Source organism: Sorangium sp. So ce834, from assembly GCF_051521425.1.
Classification (GTDB): Bacteria; Myxococcota_A; Polyangia; order Polyangiales; family Polyangiaceae; genus Sorangium; species Sorangium cellulosum_D.
Genome location: NZ_CP150351.1, coordinates 6,362,621 through 6,382,500, shown reverse-complemented (window position 1 = coordinate 6,382,500; position 19,880 = coordinate 6,362,621). Strand labels below are relative to the sequence as shown.

Here is a 19,880-nt window from a genome sequence, read left to right as displayed (position 1 = left end):
TGACGAGCAGCGTGACACAGCTGGCCCTGCGTAAAAGAGTAGAGCGTCGCGAAAGCGGGCTCCGCAGGGTTCCGATTGGACGCACCCACAAGTTTCCGGTGGTGATATCGAGAAGGTCACACCCGATCCCATACCGAACTCGGAAGTTAAGCTTCTTGGAGCCGATGGTACTGCCAGGGCAACCTGGTGGGAGAGTAGGACGCCGCCGGGATTTTTTTTATGAGCCTGCGTGCCGGCTTTGTCGCGCGCAGGCCCCTTGTTGCCACGGGTCTACAGCACGAGCTGTTCCCGCGGCAAGCAGCGAGCACGCCGCGCCCGGAACGCGGGCGCGCGAGCATCGCGCCAAGATTGGCCCGGATTGGAGCGCCGCGAAGTGCGGGCTCCGCCGAGCGTCCACCCCACGGGGCGGACGCGCCACAAGTTTCCGGTGGTGATATCGAGAAGGTCACACCCGATCCCATACCGAACTCGGAAGTTAAGCTTCTTGGAGCCGATGGTACTGCCAGGGCAACCTGGTGGGAGAGTAGGACGCCGCCGGGGTTTCTTTGAACCTGCGCACGGTGCAAACCGTGCGCAGGTTTTTTTTTGTGCTTTGTGATTTGGCTCAAGCGCGGCCCGTCCCTCGCGCTTCCCGTTCCCCGCCGCCCGGTCAGCTCCGTCCACGGGGCCCGACATCCATCCAAGCGGCCGGGGGTCGTCTGAACCCCACCCACAGCTCCATGCGGTGAGCGCCGGCGGGTGGGGCCACACGGCGGGGGCGGGCGGGCGCGCTGAGCACCGACCGAGGTGCCATAAGGTCCCAGGGGGCTCGAGGTCTCAGGCGCGCCTTGTGTGGCGCGCGACGTGACGTCCCAGGGGGCATGGCCCGAAGGGAGACATGCCGGGTGGTGTTCCCTGCGTAAGCTCCCACGCCCCGGTCTCGTCGGATGGCCAGCGCCCGCCCGCCCCCGCCGTGTGGCCCCACCCGCCGGCGCGTGCCGCTCGGAAGCACCTCTCTCCCCGACAGGATGGCGGCCTCCGCGGCAATGCGCCCGCGGCCTTCCGCCTCGCTGACCGGTCCCGAGCGAGCGGTTGCGCCATGTCCCCCCGTGAGGGATGGCTCTTGCATCGCCCGCAGCCGCCCCCTCAACAAGGGGCCGCATGAAGCAGGCGCGACGACGCGCCGCGCCCAGCTGCCAGCTGGCTTCACGCGCCGCGCAACGCCGCCGATGGCCAAGAAACGCTCTCCCACGCCCGATCCGCTCGCTCGCTTCCACCCCGCCACCCAGGCGTGGTTCCGTGGAGCGTTCTCCGCGCCCACCCCCGCCCAGGCCCAGGGCTTCCCCCCGATCCTCGACGGCGCCTCCACCTTGCTGCTCGCCCCGACCGGCTCCGGCAAGACGCTCGCCGCCTTCCTCGCCGCCATCGACCGGCTCATGGCCTCGCCCGAGCCGGATGCCGCCGAGCGCTGCCGCGTCGTCTACGTCTCGCCCCTCAAGGCGCTCGCCATCGACGTCGAACGAAACCTGCGCGCGCCGCTCGCCGGCATCGCCGCCGCCGCCGAGCGCCTCGGCCTGCCGTACCGGGTCCCCCAGGTCGGCGTGCGCTCCGGCGACACCGCGCCCGAAGACCGCGCCCGGCTCGCCAAGAAGCCGCCGGACATCCTCATCACCACCCCGGAGTCGCTCTACCTCCTCCTCACCGCCAACGCGCGCGATCGCCTGCGCGCCGTCGAGACCGTCATCATCGACGAGATCCACGCGCTCGTCGCCACGAAGCGCGGTGCGCACCTGGCCCTGTCCCTCGAGCGGCTCGAGGCGCTCCGCTCGGCGCCCGCGCCGATGCAGCGCATCGGGCTCTCCGCCACGCAGCGCCCGCTCGACGAGGTCGCGCGGCTGCTCGGCGGCGGCGAGATCGACGGCGCCGGCGCGGGCGCGCGCTTCGCGCCGCGGCCGGTGACCATCGTCGACGCGAGCGCCCCCAAGGCGCTGGAGCTCCGCATCGAGGTGCCCGTCGAGGACATGACCAAGCTCGCCGAGGCCGCCCGCGCCGGCGAGGGCCCGCTCAAGGGCCCGGCCGAGCCGGCGCAGCGCTCGATCTGGCCGAGCATCCACCCGCGCCTCGTCGAGCTCGTCCGCGCCCACCGCACCACGATGATCTTCGTGAACAGCCGGCGCCTCGCCGAGCGCCTCGCCGCGGCCCTCAACGACACCGCGGGCGCCGAGATCGCGCTCGCCCACCACGGCTCGATCGCCCGCGAGCAGCGCCAGCAGATCGAGGAGCGGCTCAAGGCCGGCCTCCTGCCGTGCATCGTCGCGACCTCGTCGCTCGAGCTCGGCCTCGACCTCGGCGCCGTCGACCTCGTCATCCAGCTCGAGGCGCCGCCCTCGGTCGCCGCCGGGCTCCAGCGCGTCGGCCGCGCCGGGCACGAGGTCGGCGGCACGTCGCGCGGCGTCGTCTTCCCCAAGCACCGCGGCGACCTGCTCGCGTGCGCCGCGGCCGCCTCCCGCATGCGCGAAGGCAAGGTCGAGGCGACCCTCTACCCGAGGAACCCGCTCGACGTCCTCGCCCAGCAGATCGTCGCCATCGTCTCGATGGACACCCTCCACGTCGACGCGCTCTTCTCGCTCGTGCGCAGGGCCGCGCCCTTCGCCGACCTGCCCCGCGCGAGCTTCGAGGGCGTGCTTGACATGCTCTCCGGCCGCTACCCGTCCGACGAGTTCGCCGAGCTCCGGCCCCGCGTCGTCTGGGACCGCGTGGGCGGCGCCGTGCGCGCCCGCAAGGGCGCGAAGCGCCTCGCCGTCGTCAACGCCGGCACCATCCCCGACCGCGGCCTCTACGGCGTCTTCCTCGACGCCGGCGGCGACGCGGCGCGGCCCGGCCGGCGCGTCGGCGAGCTCGACGAGGAGATGGTCTTCGAGGCCCGCGAGGGCGAGGTCTTCCTCCTCGGCGCCTCCTCGTGGCGCATCACCGACATCACCCACGACCGCGTCCTCGTCGTCCCCGCGCCGGGCGAGCCGGGCAAGATGCCGTTCTGGCGCGGCGACCAGGCCGGGCGCAACGCCGAGCTCGGCGCCTCCATCGGCGCCCTCGCCCGCCGCCTCGCCTCGCTGCCCGACGGCGACGCCGAGCGCGCGCTCGAAGGCGAGCACGGCCTCGACGAGCGCGCCGCGCGGAACCTCGTCCGGTACGTGCGCGACCAGGCCGCGGCCACGGGCGAGGTCCCGAGCGACCGCGCCATCGTCCTGGAGCGGTTCGTCGACGAGGTCGGCGACTACCGCATCTGCCTCCTCTCGCCGTTCGGCGGCCGCGTGCACGCCCCGCTGTCGACGTGCATCGCCGAGAAATGCCGCCTCGAGCTCGGCCTCGCCGTCGACACCGTGTGGACCGACGACGGCATCGTCCTCCGGCTGCCCGAGTCCGAGTCGCCCCCCGACGCGAAGCAGCTCCTGCCGCAGGCCGACGAGGTCGAGGACCTGCTCGTCCGCGGCCTCGGCGACACCGCCCTCTTCGCCTCGCGCTTCCGCGAGTGCGCCGGCCGGGCGCTGCTCCTGCCGCGCAAGTTCCCCGGCAAGCGCTCGCCGCTCTGGGCCCAGCGCAAGCGCGCCGCGGACCTGCTCGCCGTCGCGTCGCGCTACGGCTCGTTCCCCATCCTGCTCGAGACCTACCGGGAGTGTCTGCGCGACGTCTTCGACCTCACCTCGCTCGAGGACCTCCTGCGCCAGATCGCCGCGCGCAAGGTCCGCGTCGTCACGGTCGACGTCCGCGCGCCCTCGCCGTTCGCGGCCACGCTGCTCTTCGCCTACGCCGGCAACTTCATCTACGAGGGCGACCTGCCGCTCGCCGAGCGGCGGGCGCAGGTGCTCGCCATCGACCACGCCCGCCTGCGCGAGCTGCTCGGCGAGGCCGAGCTGCGCGAGCTGTTCGACGCCGACGCCGTGCTCGCCCTCGAGGCGTCGCTCCAGCGCCTCGACGGCCGCGCGCCGCTCAAGCACGAGGACCAGGCGCACGATCTCCTGCTCTCGCTCGGCGATCTCACGCGCGACGAGATCGCCCGGCGCGCGGCGGGCCCCGACGTCCCGCCCGAGGCGGCCGGCGAGCGCGCCGCCGCCTGGATCGACGAGCTCCTCCGCGACCGGCGCGCCATCGAGGTCCAGCTCGGCGGCGAGCGCCGCGTCGCCGCCGCCGAGGACGCGGGCCGGCTGCGCGACGCGCTCGGCGTGGTGCCGCCGCCCGGCCTCCCGATCGCGTTCCTCGAGCCGGCCGCCGACCCGCTCGGCGAGCTCGTCGCCCGCTACGCGCGCACGCACGGCCCCTTCCGCGCGGACGACGTGGCCCGGCGCTTCGGCCTCGGGCCCGCGCCGGTCCTGGCCGCGCTCGCGCGGCTCGCGGACCGGGGCCGCGTGATCGAGGGCGAGTTCCTCCCCGGCGGCCGCGGCCGGGAGTTCTGCGACGCGGAGGTGCTGCGCTCGCTGAAGCGCCGCTCGCTCGCGCGGCTGCGCGCCGAGGTCGAGCCGGTCCCGCCCGAGGCCTACGCGCGCTTCCTCGCCGACTGGCACGGCCTGCACCGCCGCCGCCGGGGCCTCGACGGCCTGCTCGCGGCGCTCGAGCAGCTCCAGGGCGCGCCGCTCTCGGCCTCCGCCCTCGAGGCCGAGATCCTGCCCGCCCGCGTCGAGGGCTACCGCCCCGGCGATCTCGACGCGCTCTGCGCGGCCGGCGAGGTGCTCTGGCGCGGCGTCGAGCCGGTCGGCGACGGCGACGGCCGCGTCGCGCTCTACCTCGCCGAGGCCTACCCGTACCTCGCCCCGCCGCCCGGCCGCGCCGAGGGGCCGCTGGCCGAGGGCATCCGCGCCGCGCTCGCCCGCCGCGGCGCGCTCTTCTTCTCCGATCTCTCGCGCGAGACCGGCGCCTTCGGCGCCGATCTGCTCGCGGCGCTCTGGGATCTCGTGTGGGCCGGCGAGGTCACGAACGACACGCTCGCCCCGCTGCGCGCCCTCGGCCGCGAGTCCCGCTCGAGCGGCCGGCGCCGCGACCGCGACCGCCCCGCGCCGGGCCGCGGCCTCTCCGGCCTGCGGGCGCGCCGCATCGGCCCGCCGGGCAGCGAAGGCCGCTGGTCGCTGCTGTCGTTCCCCGGCGCTCCCGCTGGCGCCGGCGCGCCGGCCGGCGCACCCGGCGCGCCCGCCGGCCCGTCCGGCGCCCCCGGCGAGACCGAGCGCCGCGCCGCGCTCGCCCGCGCGCTGCTCGAGCGCCACGGCGTGCTCACGCGCGAGGCGGCGGCGGTCGAGGGGCTCGCGGGCGGCTTCTCGGCCGTGTACGACGTGCTCCGCGCGATGGAGGAGGCCGGTCAGGCGCGGCGCGGCTACTTCATCGCCGGGCTGGGCGCCGCGCAGTTCGCGGTGCCCGGGGCCGACGATCGGCTCCGGGCCTGCCGCGAGCCGTCCGACGAGCCGCGGACGCTCGTCCTCGCGGCGACGGATCCGGCGAGCCCCTGGGGCGCCGCCGTCCGCTGGCCCGAGCTCGCCGCGCGCGAGGGCGGCGCGCCCGAGGGCGCGGCCCGCGGCCCGGTGCGCCCGCAGCGGGCCGCCGGCGCCCTCGTGATCCTCCACGACGGCCGGCTGCTCGCGTGGATGGGCCGCACCGAGCGGAGCCTCACCACCTTCCTGCCCGAGGCCGAGCCGGAGCGCGGCGCGGCGATCCAGGCCATCGCATCGGCGCTCGCGGGGCTCGTCGCCGAGGGGCGGCGGCGCGCGGTGCTCGTGGCCACGATCGACGGCGAGCCGGCGCACAGCTCCCCGCTTTCGCGCGCGCTGGCCGGGGTGGGCTTCACCTCCGGGTCGCACGGCTACCTCAAGCGCGCGCCCACGGCCGAGCGCGGTCCGTGGCGGCCGCGGCAGGCGCCCGCGAACGCGCCCGACTGGGCCCGCCGCGCGGCGGCGGCGGGGCTCGACGCGCCCGAGGACGAGGTCGACGGCTTCAAGCCGCCGCCCGGGCTGCGCTCGTGGCCGGCCGGGCCTCGGGCCGGCGGCTGGCGGATGGCGCCCGCCGGCGCGGCCGAGGCCGGCGCGCGCGCGGCCGACGGCGGCGCGCTGGACGACGGCGACCTCGACCTCGACGACGACGACCCTGCGATGTTCGATGACGGCGCGGGGATCGACGACGGCCTCGAGTGACGGCCGCGCGCATCGACGGCGCGCGCGCTGTCCGCCGCGCGCGCCGTCCGCCGGGCGTGACTGCCAAAAAGGACCGCCGAGCAACCGGGAAGGGACGGACCCTTCGTGGTTCCTCGGCGGCTCTTCGTGGTCCTGCGGCGCTGGAGGGATCTCGAGCGGCGCGCTGGGACGGCTCAGCCCTGCTGCGGCTGCTCGTCGGCCTTCATCTGGCTCGCGGCGCGGTTCCTCCGGTTCCCGTTCCCCTGGCTGCGCGCCTCGGCGCCCTTGCGCCCGATCTCGGCCATGTGCTCGCGGTTCTGGCTCACGGCCTCGCCGCCCTTGCGGCCCGCTGCGCGCGCCTCCTCGGACGTGAACTCGTGCGCGGTGCCCTTCTCATGCGCCGCCTTGCCGCCCTGGCTCGCGATCAGGCGCTGTTGCTCCGCGTTCATCGCCGCGAAGCCACGCTTGGTCTCGGTGCTCTGTCCCATGATCACTCCTCGCATTGATTGCAACGTGAACGTCACTCGACGACCGTGACTACCTGCTGCGTAGCCACATCGCACCGGCGTTGCCGGCCACGCTGGACGGCGCTGCAACGCGGGTGCCATGCGCGAGCGCTCGGACGAAACCGACGATGCGTCGAGGCCGGACAACTGATGACCACCCAGCCAGCACGCGCATCCATCGACGGGGCGATGCGGCAAACTGCCTCACTGTGCGTGCGGACGTGCTTAGGCGCCCCAACCGGTGCGGGCTCAGCCGCCGCGCCCCTCCGAATGACGCGCCGCGTATTCTGATTTTCTCATTGCAATTCTTTGATGGGCTGTATCGGCGCATCGGGACGAGCCGCGAGACACCTATCGCCGCCACGGGATCTCCAGGGAGCGCCGTGCTTGCTTAGGGCATCTCCCGAGCACGCCGGCGACGAGAACGAGAAATCCAGCGCGTTCGAGCGCCTCACCGGCGCGCGCGCTTCCGGCGATGGATTCTTATGATGATGTTTATTTTTATCGATATTGTTCTCTGTCGCTCGGCCACGAAGGTCCTTGACACGTGGGTGTCGCGGGAGGCGGGAGGCGGCGCTGGTGCGTCGCGTCTTGACATCGCGGGGCCGCTGCCGCTTCTGTTGCGCTGCATCATCATTTCGGTGCCTGCGGCCCGCGGAGGGTCGTCGCCGGCAGCCGTGGTGGCGTGCAGGAGATCCTCACGATGGCGCTTCCGATCCGGGGGGCTCGGCTCGACGACGGCCGGCTCATCTCACCGACGACGACATCCTCGCCCCGCCGCGCGCGCGGCCGTGCTCCGGGAGCAGCGCGCGGCGCGGGGCTCCTCGCGCTGCCCCTCTCGCTCCTCGCCGGGTGCGGCGGGTCCACCGGCGCGGCGCCCGCGGAGGCGCCTGCGCCGAGCCCCGCGCCCGCGGCGCAGGAGCCTTTCAATCTCGAGAAGGCGCTCGCCCGCGAGGCCGGCGACCTCCCTGTCCGCGAGGTCCGCGCCGCGGACTGGTCGGCGCGCGCGTTCGGGGCAGGGGAGCCGAAGGTCGAGCCGAAGGAGAAGCTCGTCGCCATCACCATCCCCCTCGGCACGGACAGCGCTGTCGAGTGCTTCGTCTACAACACGATGCTCGACTCGGGAGAGGTGATAAGGAATTTCATCGAGCTCCTCGACCCCGCCAAGGTGGAGGTCTCCCGCGTCGTGCCCTGGGAGGTCAGCGTGCACCGGGAGAGCCCCGCGGTGTTCGTGCAGGCCCTCTATCTCGCCCCCACCCCCGCCGGGAAGGCGGCCGGCCTGCTCAAGATCGCGCTGCACGCGGACAGGGCGCACCCCATCGCCTGCCTGCACGACGAGGTCGGGTACGTCCGCACGTTCGAGCGGCTCGCCAAGGGGCTCTTCGACTCCTTCGACGCGAAGAGCGCCGCGCCGAAATCCGAGTACACGGACACGTTGATCCTTCGCATCGACAAGGCCCCTGTCGGCTTCGAGACGAGCGACCTGTTCAAGGAGGAGGGCGGCCAGCGCCGATGGCTCTCGCGCTCGACCACCCTCCTGCCGCGAGACCCGAAGTCCCTGGAGATCGAGGACGACGCCTCGAACGTGCTCATCGACGCCCAGGGCCGGGTCAAGGGAGGTGTCTGGGTCGAGTCGTCGACCGGCAAGGTGAACCACCGGATCGAGCTGTCGCAGAAGACGAACTATCAGTACGAGTACTCGGGAGAGGTCGAGGGCAAGAAGGTCCAGGGGACGTTCACCCCCTCGGCCAAGGCGTGGCTCGCCTCGCCGGTCGCCACCGCCTCCGAGCTCTCCCGGCTCCTCAAGAAGAAGGGGGCGTTCGACCTCAAGCAGCAGGAGTACGCGCCCTCCATCGATCCGACCAAGCCCGTCGACGTCCAGTACGCCCGCGACGCGTCGGGCTCGGTCACGGTTTCGCTCGGCCCCATGCGCCTCGTGGGCAGCCTCGCGCCGGACGGCCGCCCGGAGGCGTTCGAGCTCTCGTCCGGTCCCCCCAAGCTGACGCTCCAGCGGGCCTACACGCGGGGCAAGCTGTAACCGTCCTCCGCCGCGCCGCGGCGGCTCGCCGCCTCCGCGGCTGCCGGTCCAGCGCCCCGCGAGCGCGACCGTCCGCGCGCGTCGAGAGCGTCTTTCCTGCGAGGCGCGCCCGCCATGGCGGCCGTCTGAACACATCGTGGCCAGGCGTTCCCTGAGGGCACGTAAGTGGGTATCGGGCGCAGGATGAGCAGAGTACGGAGGGCCCGTCCTCCAACGGGCGAGCGACATTTCAGCATCAGAAATCGTCACCAAAAATTGGGCACTCCATGGGGACGCTTCTTAGGGTGCTCTCATGGACAAGAAAATTTTAGCCGCAACTCTCCTGCAGGCGCTTGCCGTTGCCCAGCGCGAAGGACGCGTCGAGACCCTCGAGACGCTCGTCGAGAAGCTGCGCGTTCGCCGCAGGGATATCCGCGGCACGCTGACGGTCCTCCATCGCCAGGGCATGGTGGACGTGCTCCGCATGCGGCTCACGCTCTCGGGGTTCGCCATCGGCTCGGCGCTGATCGGCAAGACGCTGCCGGCGCTCAGGCCCGCTCCGCGCGCCGCCACCGCGGCGGCGTAGCCGCGGTGGCCGCCGCGCCGCGTGGGCCGTGAGCGGGCGTCCGGCGCTCGCCGGGCGCTCGCCCTCGGCGGGGGCTACGCCTCGACGAGGCCGGATCGCACCGCGAGGCGGGTCAGGTCGGCCACGCTGTGCGTCGCCACCTTCGCGCAGAGGCGCGCCCGGTGGGTCTCGACCGTCTTCACGCTGATCGAGAGCTGCGCGGCGACCTCCTTGGCCGAGCGGCCCAGCGCGAGCAGGCGGAGCACCTGCCGTTCGCGGTCGCTCAGCGCGGCCACCATGTCTCCGTGGGCGGCGGCGTCGCGGCGCTGGAGCGCGCGCACCATCGCCGCGCTCACGTCGGGCGACACGGCCGTGCGCCCTCGGGCCACGGTGCGCAGCGCCTCCGTCAGATCGGCGAGCCGGCTCTGCTTGGACAGGTACCCGTCGGCGCCGGCCCGCATGGCCTCGGCCACCCGGAACTCGTCCCGATGCATCGAGAGCACGATGACGCGGAGCTCCCCGATGCTCTTGAGCTCCCGGATGAGCTCGACGCCGCTGCGGTCGGCGAGGCCGAGCTCGATGACCGCCACCTGACAGCGGCGGCTCTGCTGCGCCCGGAGCGCCTCCTGCCCGCTTCCAGCTTGAACGACCTCGCTCACCCCCGGCTGCGATGCGAGCGCGTGCGCCAGCGCCTCCCGAACGACGTTCTGGTCATCGACGAGCAGGATATTCATGTCGAAGCCCCCCTTGCCAAAGGGCCTTGTAACAGAATGCTTTGTGCTCCATGAACCTGTTTTCTACGTAAGGAGCCGCCTGGAAGTCGCGATTTCGTTTCTGTGGAGCCGCGCGTGGCTCGTCGAGCAATCGCCTTGGACGAGCGAGGATGTCAATCGGGCGCGGCGGCCGATGTCACCTGGAACGTCGTCCGATCGGGCCTGGGCGCACCGGCGCTCGCCTCCTCGTCCGGGAGCGCGGCGTCGCGCCGAGCCCCGGGCGGCCCTGTCGGTCGCGACGCGGGCTGCTCCGGTCGATTCATGGCGGTGCGGCTTCGGGTCGATGCCTCTCCCTCGCCCGTTATGTTTGCGGTAGATAGGCCGCCCCATGCCTGGTCTGCGCGGCGCCCTCCTCTCCGGTTTACGACCTGACTCGGCCTTCTGGCGTCGCGCCCTCACCGCGGGCGTCACGCGCGGGCCGGAGCCCTGGGTGCGCCACAGCCCTCCGGTCTTCGGCGTGCTCTTCGCGGCCGCGCTCCCCGAGCTGCGCCGTCGCGTCGAGGAGAACCTGCGCCGGGTGCGCGGGCCGAGGTCGCGCGTCGCCGACGTGCTCGACAGCGCCGCGGTGTTCGCCACCTACGGCAGCTGCATCACCGAGGCGCTGCTGCTCGCGAGCGGCCGCGGTTACACGGTCGCGCGGCGTTCCCGGGGTGTCGAGCATTACCACGCGTGCGCTGCGGCTGGCCGGGGTGTCATCATCGTCACGGCGCACACGGGTGGCTGGGACATTGCCGGTCAGATCCTGGGGGTGGTGCACCCAGGGGGGGTCATGCTGGCGATGCAGCGCGAACGGGACGCCGAGGCGCGCGCCATCCAGGACGCGGCGCGACAGCGCGATGGCGTCCAGGTGGTGCACATCGGCGACGGGCCGCTGGACGCGTTGCCGCTGCTCAAGCACCTGCAGCGCGGCGGCGTCGTCGCGATGCAGATCGATCGCGTGCCGCCCGGGATGCGCAGCCGGGAGGTCCCCTTCCTCGGCGCCCGCTGGCGCGCGCCCGAGGGGCCGATCGCGCTGGCCGCGCTGAGCGGCGCGCCGATCCTGCCGGTGTTCACGCACCGCCTGGGCTTCCTCGACTACGAGGCGCTCGTGTCCCCGCCGATCTGGCTTCCCCGCCGTCCGACCGAGGAGGAGCGGGACCGCGCGGCGGCCGAGATGATGGCCGCGATGGAGCGCTTCGTCCGGGCCCACCCCACGCAGTGGTTCCACTTCACCGGCGACGGCCCCGTCGCCCCGGCGGAGGGCGGCTCTCCGCGCGATGGGGGGTGAAGCCCCCGAGGCGCGGTGTGCAAAGCGAGGCGTCGAGCCCGTCCCCGCTTGTCCGTCTCAGCGTCGATGATCCCTTTCAATCATCGTAAAAGCCACGCTGGCACGCCTAGAACGCCGATCACGTTAAAACCCTGCGAAAATCGGCTCATGGAAAGAGGACCGCAGGGGCGCAAGGGACGCGAGGGGAAGAGAAGAATATAATCCCATCTCTGTTCCCTTGCGCCCCTTGCGCCCTTGCGGTCTCTCTTGCGGCCGGGCAGCTCTGCAAGACCTCCGCGCCGCGCGACAGGCGACCCCTAGAGCGGCCCCTCGGTCAGCCCGTGGACGAACTGCCGCACCCGCGGATCATCGCTCGCCTTCGCCTCCTCGGTGGTGCCGTCGAAGATGAGCCGCCCGCGGTACAGCATCCCCACCCGGTCCGTGACCGTGAGCAGCCGATCGAGGTCGCTCGAGACCATCACCACCGTCGCGTTCATCGCCCGCTGCTCCGCGCGCAGCAGGTCGAAGATCCGCTGCGACGTCACCGGATCCAGCCCCGCCGCCGGCTCGTCGTAGAGGACGATCTCCCCCCGCGCGATCGTCGCCCGCGCCACCCCGACCCGCTTCTTCTGGCCGCCCGACAGCCCCGCCGGCGTCCGGTCCTCGAACCCCGCGAGCGACACCACCCGGAGCCGCTCCGCGACGCGCTCCTCGATCTCCTCCTCGCTCAGGTCGTAGAGCCGGCGCAGCGGGAACGCGATGTTCTCCCCCACGGTCATGTAGTCGAACAGCGCGTTGTTCTGGAACAGCATCCCGAACTTGAGCCGGAACGTCTGCAGCTCCAGCTCGCTCAGCGCATGCACGTCCTTGCCGTCGACGATCACGCGCCCGCGATCCGGCCGCAGGAGCCCGGTGATCATCTTGAGCAGCACGCTCTTGCCCGACGCGCCCGGCCCGATGAGGCCGTACAGGCAGCCGGAGGGCACGTCGAGGTCGACGCCCCGGAGGACGGGCATGCCCGCGAAGCTCTTCGTCAGCTGCTCGATCTGGATCATCGGTCGCGTGGCCACGGCCGCCGCGGAGGGGGGCGTGCGCCCCCGCATCCTACCCCGGTTACTTCGAGGAGAACGTCGTCCGGGCCACATCGAGCCGCGGATGGGACGGGAACGACATCCCGCGGATCTGCCCGGCGATGCACGACGCCATGCCCGGGCTCGACGGGCTGGTCGTGACGGTGACGCCCACCGCGCGGCCGTTCTGCACGGCGGCGCAGACGCTCACCTCCATCGTCGACGGCACGCCGCACGCGTTCAGGTACGTGCCGCGGTTGAGCACGTTGCCGTAGGCGCCCGCCGTGAGATCGGCCGGGCCGTTGTTGCCCAGCTTGTACTCCTCGACGTAGCGCGCCTGCGCCGCCTCACAGCTCATGCCGCCGCCGAGCGTCGGGTAGCTGCCGCCGCCGCTCGGCCGCGCCCCGCCGCCGGCGCGCGCCGCCTTCGTGCTGCCGAGGCCCGCGTCGACCTCGATCGCGACCCGGTCGGTCGCGCCCTGGACGGCGAGCTCCCGCTCCTTGTGGCTGCGCTCGCGGTACCACCAGCCCGCGCCCGCGGCGAGGATCACGCCCATCAGCGCCATCCCGAGCAGCGCCTTGTACTGCGTGCCCTGCTTCTCGGCCGTCACCACGGCGTCGAGCGCGCGCTTCTCCTGGACGATGTCCCGGTTCAGCTTCGCCTGCTCGGCGAACGGCGCGAACTCCTCCCAGTCCTGGATCGCGCGCTCGTCCCCGGAGAACGTGTCGCGCAGCACCTGCTCGCCCGTGAAGGAGCCGGACGCGACCTGCTGGAGCAGCTCCACGGACGAGAACGGCCCGTGGTCCATGCCGTCCTTGATAACGACGTACCGCGGCCGCGGATCGGACTCGAGCGCGGCCTTGAGATCCGCGAGCTTGCGCGTCGGATCGTCGCCGCGCAGGCGCGGCGGCTGGTGGACCGGGATCGCGACCGCGAACGGCCCGTCCCCGGTCACCGCCTGGATCTTCGGCAGGGACGGCGCGGACGGGACGCGCGGCTCCTCGGGGTGGCCGTTCGGCGGCATCATGGAGAGATTGATGTCGACCTCGAAGTCGCCGTCGCCGTCGAGGTGCGACGTATCGGCGCTCGGCGGCTGCTCCGAGGCGGCCGGGGCGATCTGATAGAGCGCCTGCGCGAGGGCGGCGAGGTCCGCCGGGCGGTGGCTCGGATCGGCGACGAGCGACTTGCCGAGCACGGTTTCCAGCGCGGGCGGCAGGTCGGGGACCACGTCGGCCGGGCGCCGCATCCCTGGCCCCACGCTGCTGTTCGTGAGCAGCTCGTAGAGGATGGCCCCGATCGCGAAGACGCTCGCGCGCGCGTCGCCCTCGCTGCCCTTGCGCTCCTCGGGCGCGAGGCACGCGCGGTCGCGCGGCAGGAGGGGCGCGGTGTGCGCGAGCTCCTCGATGAGCTGGAGCGCGCCGCCCGCGCCGTAGCCGAGGGACGAGGGGTGAACGAACATGGTCCGCCCCTGCGCGTGCAGCTCGTGGAGCTGCGTGCAGAGCGGCACGACGAGGCCGATGGCCTCGCGGACGTCGAAGCGGCGACCGGTCGCGCGGCGCGACTCCATCTCGGCGCGGAGCGTGCCGGGGGGGACGGACATCCCGGCCGGCAAGGGGGTGAGGATGGACTGGACCTGAGCAGACATCGGGGAGCAACACTACGACAACACGCCGGCTCCGCTCAACGCCGCACCGCAACGTTGCAGTGTCGACGTGCGGAAAAGCCCGGCGTGCACGTGGGATGAGCAGTGAGAGCGTGCGCTTACGGCGTCAGCGTTCGAGTGTGCGGGTTTTGCGCCGATCAGCGTCCTTGAGCGCGCGTTTGCATTCGTTGAGCGCGCGGCTGCGCCAGTCGGCGCCAGTCAGCGAACATTTGCGTCGAGCGGCGCGCGGCTGCGCCAGTCGGCGAGCGATTGCGTCGAGCGGCGTGCGGGTGCGCCGGCCAGCGCGCGTTCGCGTCCGCCGGTCAGCGTCCGGCGGCGCCCGTCTGTGTCGCGGGGCGCGGGGGGGCGGTCTCGGCCGTCGGGGTGTCCGCGCCGATCGCCAGGACGTGGCCCGCGAAGAAGCGGAGCAGATCGGCCTCGCGCGATTTCGGCCAGCGCGCGTGGTTGATGGCGCCCTTCTTGGCGGAGCAGCGGTTCCTGAGCGCGCAATGGGGCTCGTCCCTGCCGGCCTCGTCGAGGCGCAGGAACGCGGTCTGCGCGGAGGCCGCGTCGCGCGCGCGCAGCCATCTTTCGACCGACTCGCACGAGAACATGTCGTCGCACGCGCGGTAGATCGCCATCGCGGGCGGCGGGGGCCCGGGGCACGCCCACTCGGCGGGCGGCGCGTCGCTGCCGAAGGTGGCGAACGCCGCGACGCGGTCCGCGCGCATCATGGCGTATGTCGCCGCCATGTGGCCGCCGTAGGAGGCGCCGAGCGCGTAGATGCGCCGCCGGTCCACGAGCTTCTTCTCGAGCAGCTGGTCGACGAAGGCGTCGACGGTCGCGACGTCGACGTTCTCCTCGCCGGTGAACTCGACGTCGAACGGCGAGATAGGCGTGTACATCTTGGTGCCGCGCACGCGCTCGGCCTGGCTCGGCGTCTTGAAGGCGCGGCCCTGGGGGGCGAGCACGATGAAGCCCGCGTGGGCGGGGTCGCCGGTCAGGTTCCACGTGGCGCCGAGCTTGCGGAGGCCGGTCTCCTTGTCGACGCTCGTCGGGTTGTCGCCGTCGGCGTGGAAGAAGACGATGAGCGGCAGCGGCGCGCGCGTCTCCACGCCGCTCGGCGCGATCACGCAGGCGTAGCGGGGCGATCCCTCGGCGTCGCGCGTCTCCAGCACCTGGGCGCCGCGGCAGGGCGGCCTGCCGAGGGTCTTGCGGAGCTCTCGCCCCGGGCGCCCCTGCTCGGCGACGCAGCTCCCTTCGCTGGGCGGCCTCGCCGCGGGCGGCTTCTGCGGCGCCGCGGCCGCGTTCGCCGGGCCGGCCGCGCGGGCGCCGGCGTCCTGTCGCGCCGCCGTCGGCTGCCCGCCGTCGGCCGCGGCCGCGCCGGCGTCCCGCTCGAAGACGCCGAGCAGGTCGCCGCCGTCGACGCTCGAGGAGGGCGTGGAGCACGCCGAGCACGCCGCCGCGAGCCACGCCGCGGCGCCGGCGAGCGCGGCGACGAGCGCGGCGCGGAGGCGCCGGGGGCCAGGAGGGGCCGGCGTCGAGGTGCGCCGGGCGCGGGGGCCAGGTCGAGGTCGAGGCACGGGCGCACTGTAGTACCGCTGCCGTGCCGATCTAGCCCGGCGTGGCTCGACGGGTCGATCCGGGGTGCAAGCCGAGCTACGCTGGATACGGCCATGGCTCATCCGACCCAGGTGACTGCCACGTACGCTCACGGGCATCTCCACACGCACGCTCGCGGACACGCAACGAGCCGTCCGATGGTGTTCTCGATCGCGAGCTCCTGCCGCGGAGCGACCGAGATCAGGTTCTGACTCCGGGGTCCTGGACTGCGTCGATGACCTCCGGTCGCAATCATCCGGGGTCGGAAGCGAGCCAGATCGCGACGTGCGTGTCGAGCTGCCACTTCAAGCTTCGTCTCCCTCGAATGCGTGCCTGATGTCGGCAGGGAGCGAAGCGTCGAAATCGTCTTTCATCTCGATCTGCCCGAGCAGCCCACCTGCGATCGGCGCGAGCTCGGCCGGCGGCTGCGCCCCGCCAAGCGCGATGAGCTCGATTCGCTGCCCACGGAACGGCGAGAGGGCGGGCAGGGCGCTGACGATGATGTCGTCCACGACGACCTGGAGCTTCAGTGCTTGCATTCCAGAAGGATGGGCCATCGAGCGTCGAAGTCCATTCTCCGGTCGTGACGGCATATACGCGGAGTCCGCGTGCTCGCCTTCAACCTGCGACCCTGCTCGAGCACAGGGGCCATGACGTATCGACACTGTGCCAGGAAGCGAGCCATCGCCGTTCGGCGCGAGCTGGAATGGGGTGAGCCGCGCCCGAGCGATGTAGTCTGCCTTCTCCCGAGTGCCACCGGGAGGCGCTCGGCGCGAGTTGGAATGCGGCAGGCGGCCCCTGGCGGCGTATCGATGTAAGTCGTCTTACTCGAAGGTGCCACCGGGAGGCGCTCGGCGCGAGTTGGAATGCGGCAGGCGACCCCTGGCGGCGTATCGGCGTAAGTTATCTTACTCGAAGGTGCCACCGGGAGGCGCTCGGCGCGAGTTGGAATGCGGCGAAGCGCCTCCGGGTGGCGATTCGAGTAAGATGCCTTACTCGAAGGTGCCACCGGGAGGCGCTCGGCGCGAGTTGGAATGCGGCGAAGCGCCTCCGGGTGGCGATTTGAGTAAGATGTCTTACTTTGAGGTGCCACCAGGCGGCGATCCGAGTAAGATGCCTTACTTTGCGTCGCCGCTGGGCGGCGATCCTGACAGCTCGACGACGAGGTCTGCGCCCGCCTGCAGCCTCCCGGCGCTCGTGCACCACGCATCCCGCAACCCGGGTGCGCCGGGCGGCCTGCCCGGAGATCAGGCGAGCAGGCGCCGCCCGTGTGCTCGTCCTCGAGACCAGGGCGCCGAGGATCCTCTCGACCTCACCGACGCCGGCCCACGGCCACCCGTCAGACCCATCCGCGCCCGCGACCCGCGTCGGCATCGTGCCCGCCGCGGACGAAATCGCGTCCGTGGACGCCGCCGGGTTGCGGGGGGGCGCTTCATGGCTAGGCTGGTCCGCGGTCCACCCATGACGCCCTTCGATATCCTCGTCGGCGCCGCGATCGCGGCGGTCCTCGCTTTCCAGATTTACGTCACCGTGCGCGTCTTCCGAAGCCGCGTCTACGAGACCAAGCAGAAGGTCTGGCAAGCGCAGCTCGTCTGGCTGCTGCCGATCATCGGCGCCGGGCTCGTCTTCTCCATCCTCCAGGAAGAGGACAAGGCCCACCGCGACGCCTCCTCGCACCTCCGGAGCTGACCCAGCGCCCCCGGCCGCGCCCGCGGTGACGCCAGCCGTCACGCGGAACACGCGGAACAGCCGGTCGCGCTCCCTTCTCCGTCCCCCGCGCCCATCTGGCCACCCCGGCGCATCCCGATGTCCCGCTGCGGCATCGGCACAATCGAACAGCGAAATTCGGTTTCGCCCTTCGGTCCAGCGGCGCCGTGCGCTATGGCTCAGGGGAGCATGGCGGACGACGTCTTCGGCATCGTCGGGACCACGCAGGCGGGTAATTTCCACGTCGAGCAGGTGGTCGCGGAGGGGGGATTCGGCGTGGTGTACCGCGCGATTCATGGCGGTTTTCGCGCGCCCGTCGCCCTGAAATGCCTGAAGGTCTCCGAGGCGAAGACCCCGCGCGAGCGCCAGCTCTTCCTCGAGAAGTTCCGCGAGGAAGCCCAGCTGCTCTTCCGGCTCTCCGCCTCCATCCCGGAGGTCGTCCGCCCGCTCCACGTCGACGTGCTGCACCTCAAGCGCGGGGAGTTCGTCCCCTTCCTCGCCCTCGAGTGGCTGGAGGGCGAGTCGCTCGACAAGGTCATCGATCGGCGCAGGCTCAAGGGGGAGCCGCCGATCCCGCTCCACCGGCTGATGAAGATGATGCGCCCCATCGCGCAGGCGATCTCGCGCGCGCACCGCTTCCCGAGCCCGAGCGGCACGGTGTCGATCATCCACCGCGACCTCAAGCCCGAGAACATCTTCATCACGACCCAGGAGGGGACCGAGCGCCTCAAGATCCTCGACTACGGCATCGCCCAGGCGAAGACGCTGGCCGAGCAGGCCGTCGGCCGGGTCACGAACGGCGACCCGCTCAACGCCTTCTCCCCGGCGTACGGCGCGCCGGAGCAGTGGGCGCCGAAGCGGTTCGGGCAGACGGGAACCTGGACCGACGTCTGGGGTCTAGCGCTCACCATGGCGGAGGCGCTCGTCGGGCGGCAGGTGATCGATGGCGAGGCGCAGGCCATGATGGGCACCGCGCTCGACGTGAAGCGCCGGCCCACGCCCCGGACCGAGGGCGCGAACATCCCGCCGGAGGTCGACGCGGTGTTCGAGCGCGCGCTCGCCGTGAGCCCGCGCGACCGCACGAGGGACATCGAGACCTTCTGGACCGAGCTGGAGGCGGCCATGGGGCTCGCGCCCACCTTCGGGCGCGCCGCCGCGCTCGAGGACGCGTACTCGACCCCGCCGCCGCCCTCGTCGTCGATGCGCGCCGCCCCGCAGGTCAAGCGCGCCGGGCACGTCTGGCTCGACACGCCCAGGGACACAGGGTCGCTCGAGATCGATCTCGACGTGGCCCCCGCCTCGATGCGCTCGCCCCGCGGCGGCCGCCGGGACGGGCCCGCGAGCAGCATGAGCCCGGCGCCGCCCTCGGACTCGGCCGGGCTCGAGATGGATCTGCCCGAGGCGCCGCAGAGCGCGCGCGGCCGAGGCGTGGGCGCGCTCGCCGCCGACGTCGTGCCCGGGAGCGCGCGAGGCCGCGGCCTCAGGGACGATCGCCCCGGCTTCGCGGAGACGACGCCCGTGGGCGCGCTGCCGCGCGGCGGCGGGATGGAGACCGCCCCGCCGGGCCTGTACGCGCGCGGCGGCGGGATGATGGAGAGCTCGCCGCCGCTGGAGGTGGCGCTCGGCGCGACGCCGCGCGCGACGTCGCTGGCGCCGGCCGCGGTGCGCCCGCTGTCGGACCTGCCGTCGGCGAGGTACCGGCCGTCGGCGCGGCCGCCGGCCCCGGACGCGCGGCCGCGCCCGCCGGAGCCGAAGCCGATCGCCGCCGGGCCGAGCCTCCTCCAGCAGCTCGCGCTGCCCGTGGCGTGCATCGTGTTCGCGTGCGTGGTCACGGTCGCCGACCTCATCATGAAGCGATCGGGAGAGGTGCTGAGCTTCGGCCCGGTGCGCTCGTTCTGGGTCGCCGGCGTGCTGCTCCTCTTCGGCGTCGGCCTGTTCTTCTGGCGCATGCTCGGAGACGCCGGCGATGCCTGACCAGGCCCACGGGAGCGCCGCGGAGCGGCGCGCCGAAGAGAGCGTGTCGGCCCGCTTCACGCGGATCATGAACGCGTCGACCTCGCGCTTTGGCGTGCTCACCGATCCGCCGCTCGTGGCGCTCGCCTCGGGCGTGTTCCTGCTCGCGTTCCTCGCGGCGCTCGGCCGCGACGCGGGCCCCTCGGCGGCGCGCGCGCTCGGCGCCCTCGCGCTCGCGCCGATCGCGGTCGCGCTCGCCGTCAGCGTGGCGCTGCGCGGCGCGCGGCGCGCGGTCGTCGCGTGGCTCGCGCGCCAGCCGTTCCCCGTGGAGAACCTCAACGCCGTGCTGAACGGCCTGGGCGAGGCGCTGGAGGTCACCTTCGCTGGCGCCGTCCCGGACGCCGCGGAGCTCAACGTCGAGCTCGACAAGGTGCACCCGGACGCGTTCGTGACCGGGGGCGTCGAGGACGCCCGCACGCTGGACATCCGCATCGGCGTCGTCGACTCGAAGCGCAATCCGGCCGCGACGAACCACCAGCGCTACACGCGCGTCCGCGAGCTCGTCGAGCGCGTGCTCGTGCCGCTCGCGGAGCGCTACCCGATCCAGAGCGTCCGGGTGAAGTGAGCGGCCGCGCGCGCGGGCAGGCCGCGCGCGCGTCCACCGCATGTCC

General features: G+C 72.9%; 14 protein-coding genes and 2 rRNA genes. 9 read left to right on the top strand and 7 right to left on the bottom strand.

Going from position 1 to position 19,880, the window contains the following annotated elements:
• Positions 1-94: 94 nt before the first annotated feature.
• The 3 genes from rrf (WMF20_RS23090) (at position 95) to WMF20_RS23080 (ending at position 6,149) form a co-directional block, all read left to right on the top strand.
• Positions 95-211, top strand: a 5S ribosomal RNA gene (gene rrf / locus WMF20_RS23090).
• A 212-nt stretch (positions 212-423) separates the two neighbouring features.
• Positions 424-540, top strand: a 5S ribosomal RNA gene (gene rrf / locus WMF20_RS23085).
• A 668-nt stretch (positions 541-1,208) separates the two neighbouring features.
• Positions 1,209-6,149, top strand: a complete 4,941-nt coding sequence (locus WMF20_RS23080; RefSeq protein WP_437616782.1) for a DEAD/DEAH box helicase — start codon at positions 1,209-1,211, stop codon at positions 6,147-6,149.
• A gap of 173 nt (positions 6,150-6,322) precedes the next feature.
• Here the strand turns inward: WMF20_RS23080 and WMF20_RS23075 are convergent, their stop codons facing one another.
• A complete protein-coding gene (locus WMF20_RS23075) occupies positions 6,323-6,616 on the bottom strand; it encodes a KGG domain-containing protein (protein WP_129576375.1) in 294 nt (97 codons plus the stop codon).
• A 721-nt stretch (positions 6,617-7,337) separates the two neighbouring features.
• Here WMF20_RS23075 and WMF20_RS23070 point away from each other — a divergent pair.
• Together WMF20_RS23070 and WMF20_RS23065 are read left to right on the top strand one after the other, a co-directional pair.
• Positions 7,338-8,672, top strand: a complete 1,335-nt coding sequence (locus WMF20_RS23070; protein ID WP_437616781.1) for a hypothetical protein — start codon at positions 7,338-7,340, stop codon at positions 8,670-8,672.
• 292 nt (positions 8,673-8,964) lie between these two features.
• A complete protein-coding gene (locus tag WMF20_RS23065) occupies positions 8,965-9,237 on the top strand; it encodes a hypothetical protein (protein WP_437616780.1) in 273 nt (90 codons plus the stop codon).
• A 74-nt stretch (positions 9,238-9,311) separates the two neighbouring features.
• Here the strand turns inward: WMF20_RS23065 and WMF20_RS23060 are convergent, their stop codons facing one another.
• Together WMF20_RS23060 and WMF20_RS23055 are read right to left on the bottom strand one after the other, a co-directional pair.
• Complete coding sequence (locus tag WMF20_RS23060) at positions 9,312-9,950, bottom strand: response regulator (RefSeq protein WP_437616779.1); 639 nt, start codon at positions 9,948-9,950, stop codon at positions 9,312-9,314.
• 152 nt (positions 9,951-10,102) lie between these two features.
• Positions 10,103-10,252 (bottom strand): hypothetical protein, encoded by a 150-nt coding sequence (locus WMF20_RS23055; RefSeq protein ID WP_165374140.1) that lies wholly within the window; start codon positions 10,250-10,252, stop codon positions 10,103-10,105.
• 65 nt (positions 10,253-10,317) lie between these two features.
• Between WMF20_RS23055 and WMF20_RS23050 the strand changes: the two genes are divergently transcribed.
• Entirely contained in the window at positions 10,318-11,256 is a 939-nt protein-coding gene (locus tag WMF20_RS23050) for a lysophospholipid acyltransferase family protein (protein WP_129576371.1), read from the top strand.
• Between the two features lie 296 nt (positions 11,257-11,552).
• Here WMF20_RS23050 and WMF20_RS23045 read toward each other — a convergent pair whose 3' ends face one another.
• The 4 genes from WMF20_RS23045 to WMF20_RS23030 all read right to left on the bottom strand — a co-directional run bounded on the left by WMF20_RS23045 (position 11,553) and on the right by WMF20_RS23030 (position 16,088).
• Entirely contained in the window at positions 11,553-12,305 is a 753-nt protein-coding gene (locus WMF20_RS23045) for an ABC transporter ATP-binding protein (protein WP_437616778.1), read from the bottom strand.
• A gap of 43 nt (positions 12,306-12,348) precedes the next feature.
• The gene (locus WMF20_RS23040; protein ID WP_129576370.1) at positions 12,349-13,950 is read right to left on the bottom strand and encodes a hypothetical protein; all 1,602 of its coding nucleotides are present in this window, start codon (positions 13,948-13,950) and stop codon (positions 12,349-12,351) included.
• 320 nt (positions 13,951-14,270) lie between these two features.
• The gene (locus WMF20_RS23035) at positions 14,271-15,530 is read right to left on the bottom strand and encodes a prolyl oligopeptidase family serine peptidase (protein WP_437616777.1); all 1,260 of its coding nucleotides are present in this window, start codon (positions 15,528-15,530) and stop codon (positions 14,271-14,273) included.
• Between the two features lie 324 nt (positions 15,531-15,854).
• Positions 15,855-16,088 carry a hypothetical protein gene (locus WMF20_RS23030; protein ID WP_437616776.1) on the bottom strand — a complete coding sequence of 78 codons (234 nt, stop codon included), beginning with the start codon at positions 16,086-16,088 and terminating at the stop codon, positions 15,855-15,857.
• A gap of 922 nt (positions 16,089-17,010) precedes the next feature.
• Here WMF20_RS23030 and WMF20_RS23025 point away from each other — a divergent pair.
• The 3 genes from WMF20_RS23025 to WMF20_RS23015 all read left to right on the top strand — a co-directional run bounded on the left by WMF20_RS23025 (position 17,011) and on the right by WMF20_RS23015 (position 19,834).
• Positions 17,011-17,238 carry a hypothetical protein gene (locus WMF20_RS23025; protein ID WP_437616775.1) on the top strand — a complete coding sequence of 76 codons (228 nt, stop codon included), beginning with the start codon at positions 17,011-17,013 and terminating at the stop codon, positions 17,236-17,238.
• 207 nt (positions 17,239-17,445) lie between these two features.
• On the top strand, positions 17,446-19,230 hold the full coding sequence (locus WMF20_RS23020; protein ID WP_129576365.1) for a serine/threonine protein kinase: 1,785 nt from the start codon (positions 17,446-17,448) through the stop codon (positions 19,228-19,230).
• Positions 19,223-19,834, top strand: coding sequence for a hypothetical protein (locus WMF20_RS23015; protein ID WP_437616774.1), 612 nt, complete (start codon positions 19,223-19,225; stop codon positions 19,832-19,834). Before WMF20_RS23020 ends, WMF20_RS23015 begins: the two co-directional genes overlap by 8 nt.
• Positions 19,835-19,880: the final 46 nt, after the last annotated feature.

Excerpts from the sequence above, each read along its gene's own strand:
- WMF20_RS23080 (WP_437616782.1), top strand. The coding sequence starts at position 1,209 with ATGGCCAAGAAACGCTCTCCCACGCCCGATCCGCTCGCTCGCTTCCAC.
- WMF20_RS23075 (WP_129576375.1), bottom strand. The coding sequence starts at position 6,616 with ATGGGACAGAGCACCGAGACCAAGCGTGGCTTCGCGGCGATGAACGCG.
- WMF20_RS23070 (WP_437616781.1), top strand. The coding sequence starts at position 7,338 with ATGGCGCTTCCGATCCGGGGGGCTCGGCTCGACGACGGCCGGCTCATC.
- WMF20_RS23065 (WP_437616780.1), top strand. The coding sequence starts at position 8,965 with ATGGACAAGAAAATTTTAGCCGCAACTCTCCTGCAGGCGCTTGCCGTT.
- WMF20_RS23060 (WP_437616779.1), bottom strand. The coding sequence starts at position 9,950 with ATGAATATCCTGCTCGTCGATGACCAGAACGTCGTTCGGGAGGCGCTG.
- WMF20_RS23055 (WP_165374140.1), bottom strand. The coding sequence starts at position 10,252 with ATGAATCGACCGGAGCAGCCCGCGTCGCGACCGACAGGGCCGCCCGGG.
- WMF20_RS23050 (WP_129576371.1), top strand. The coding sequence starts at position 10,318 with ATGCCTGGTCTGCGCGGCGCCCTCCTCTCCGGTTTACGACCTGACTCG.
- WMF20_RS23040 (WP_129576370.1), bottom strand. The coding sequence starts at position 13,950 with ATGTCTGCTCAGGTCCAGTCCATCCTCACCCCCTTGCCGGCCGGGATG.
- WMF20_RS23030 (WP_437616776.1), bottom strand. The coding sequence starts at position 16,088 with ATGCAAGCACTGAAGCTCCAGGTCGTCGTGGACGACATCATCGTCAGC.
- WMF20_RS23025 (WP_437616775.1), top strand. The coding sequence starts at position 17,011 with ATGACGCCCTTCGATATCCTCGTCGGCGCCGCGATCGCGGCGGTCCTC.
- WMF20_RS23020 (WP_129576365.1), top strand. The coding sequence starts at position 17,446 with ATGGCGGACGACGTCTTCGGCATCGTCGGGACCACGCAGGCGGGTAAT.
- WMF20_RS23015 (WP_437616774.1), top strand. The coding sequence starts at position 19,223 with ATGCCTGACCAGGCCCACGGGAGCGCCGCGGAGCGGCGCGCCGAAGAG.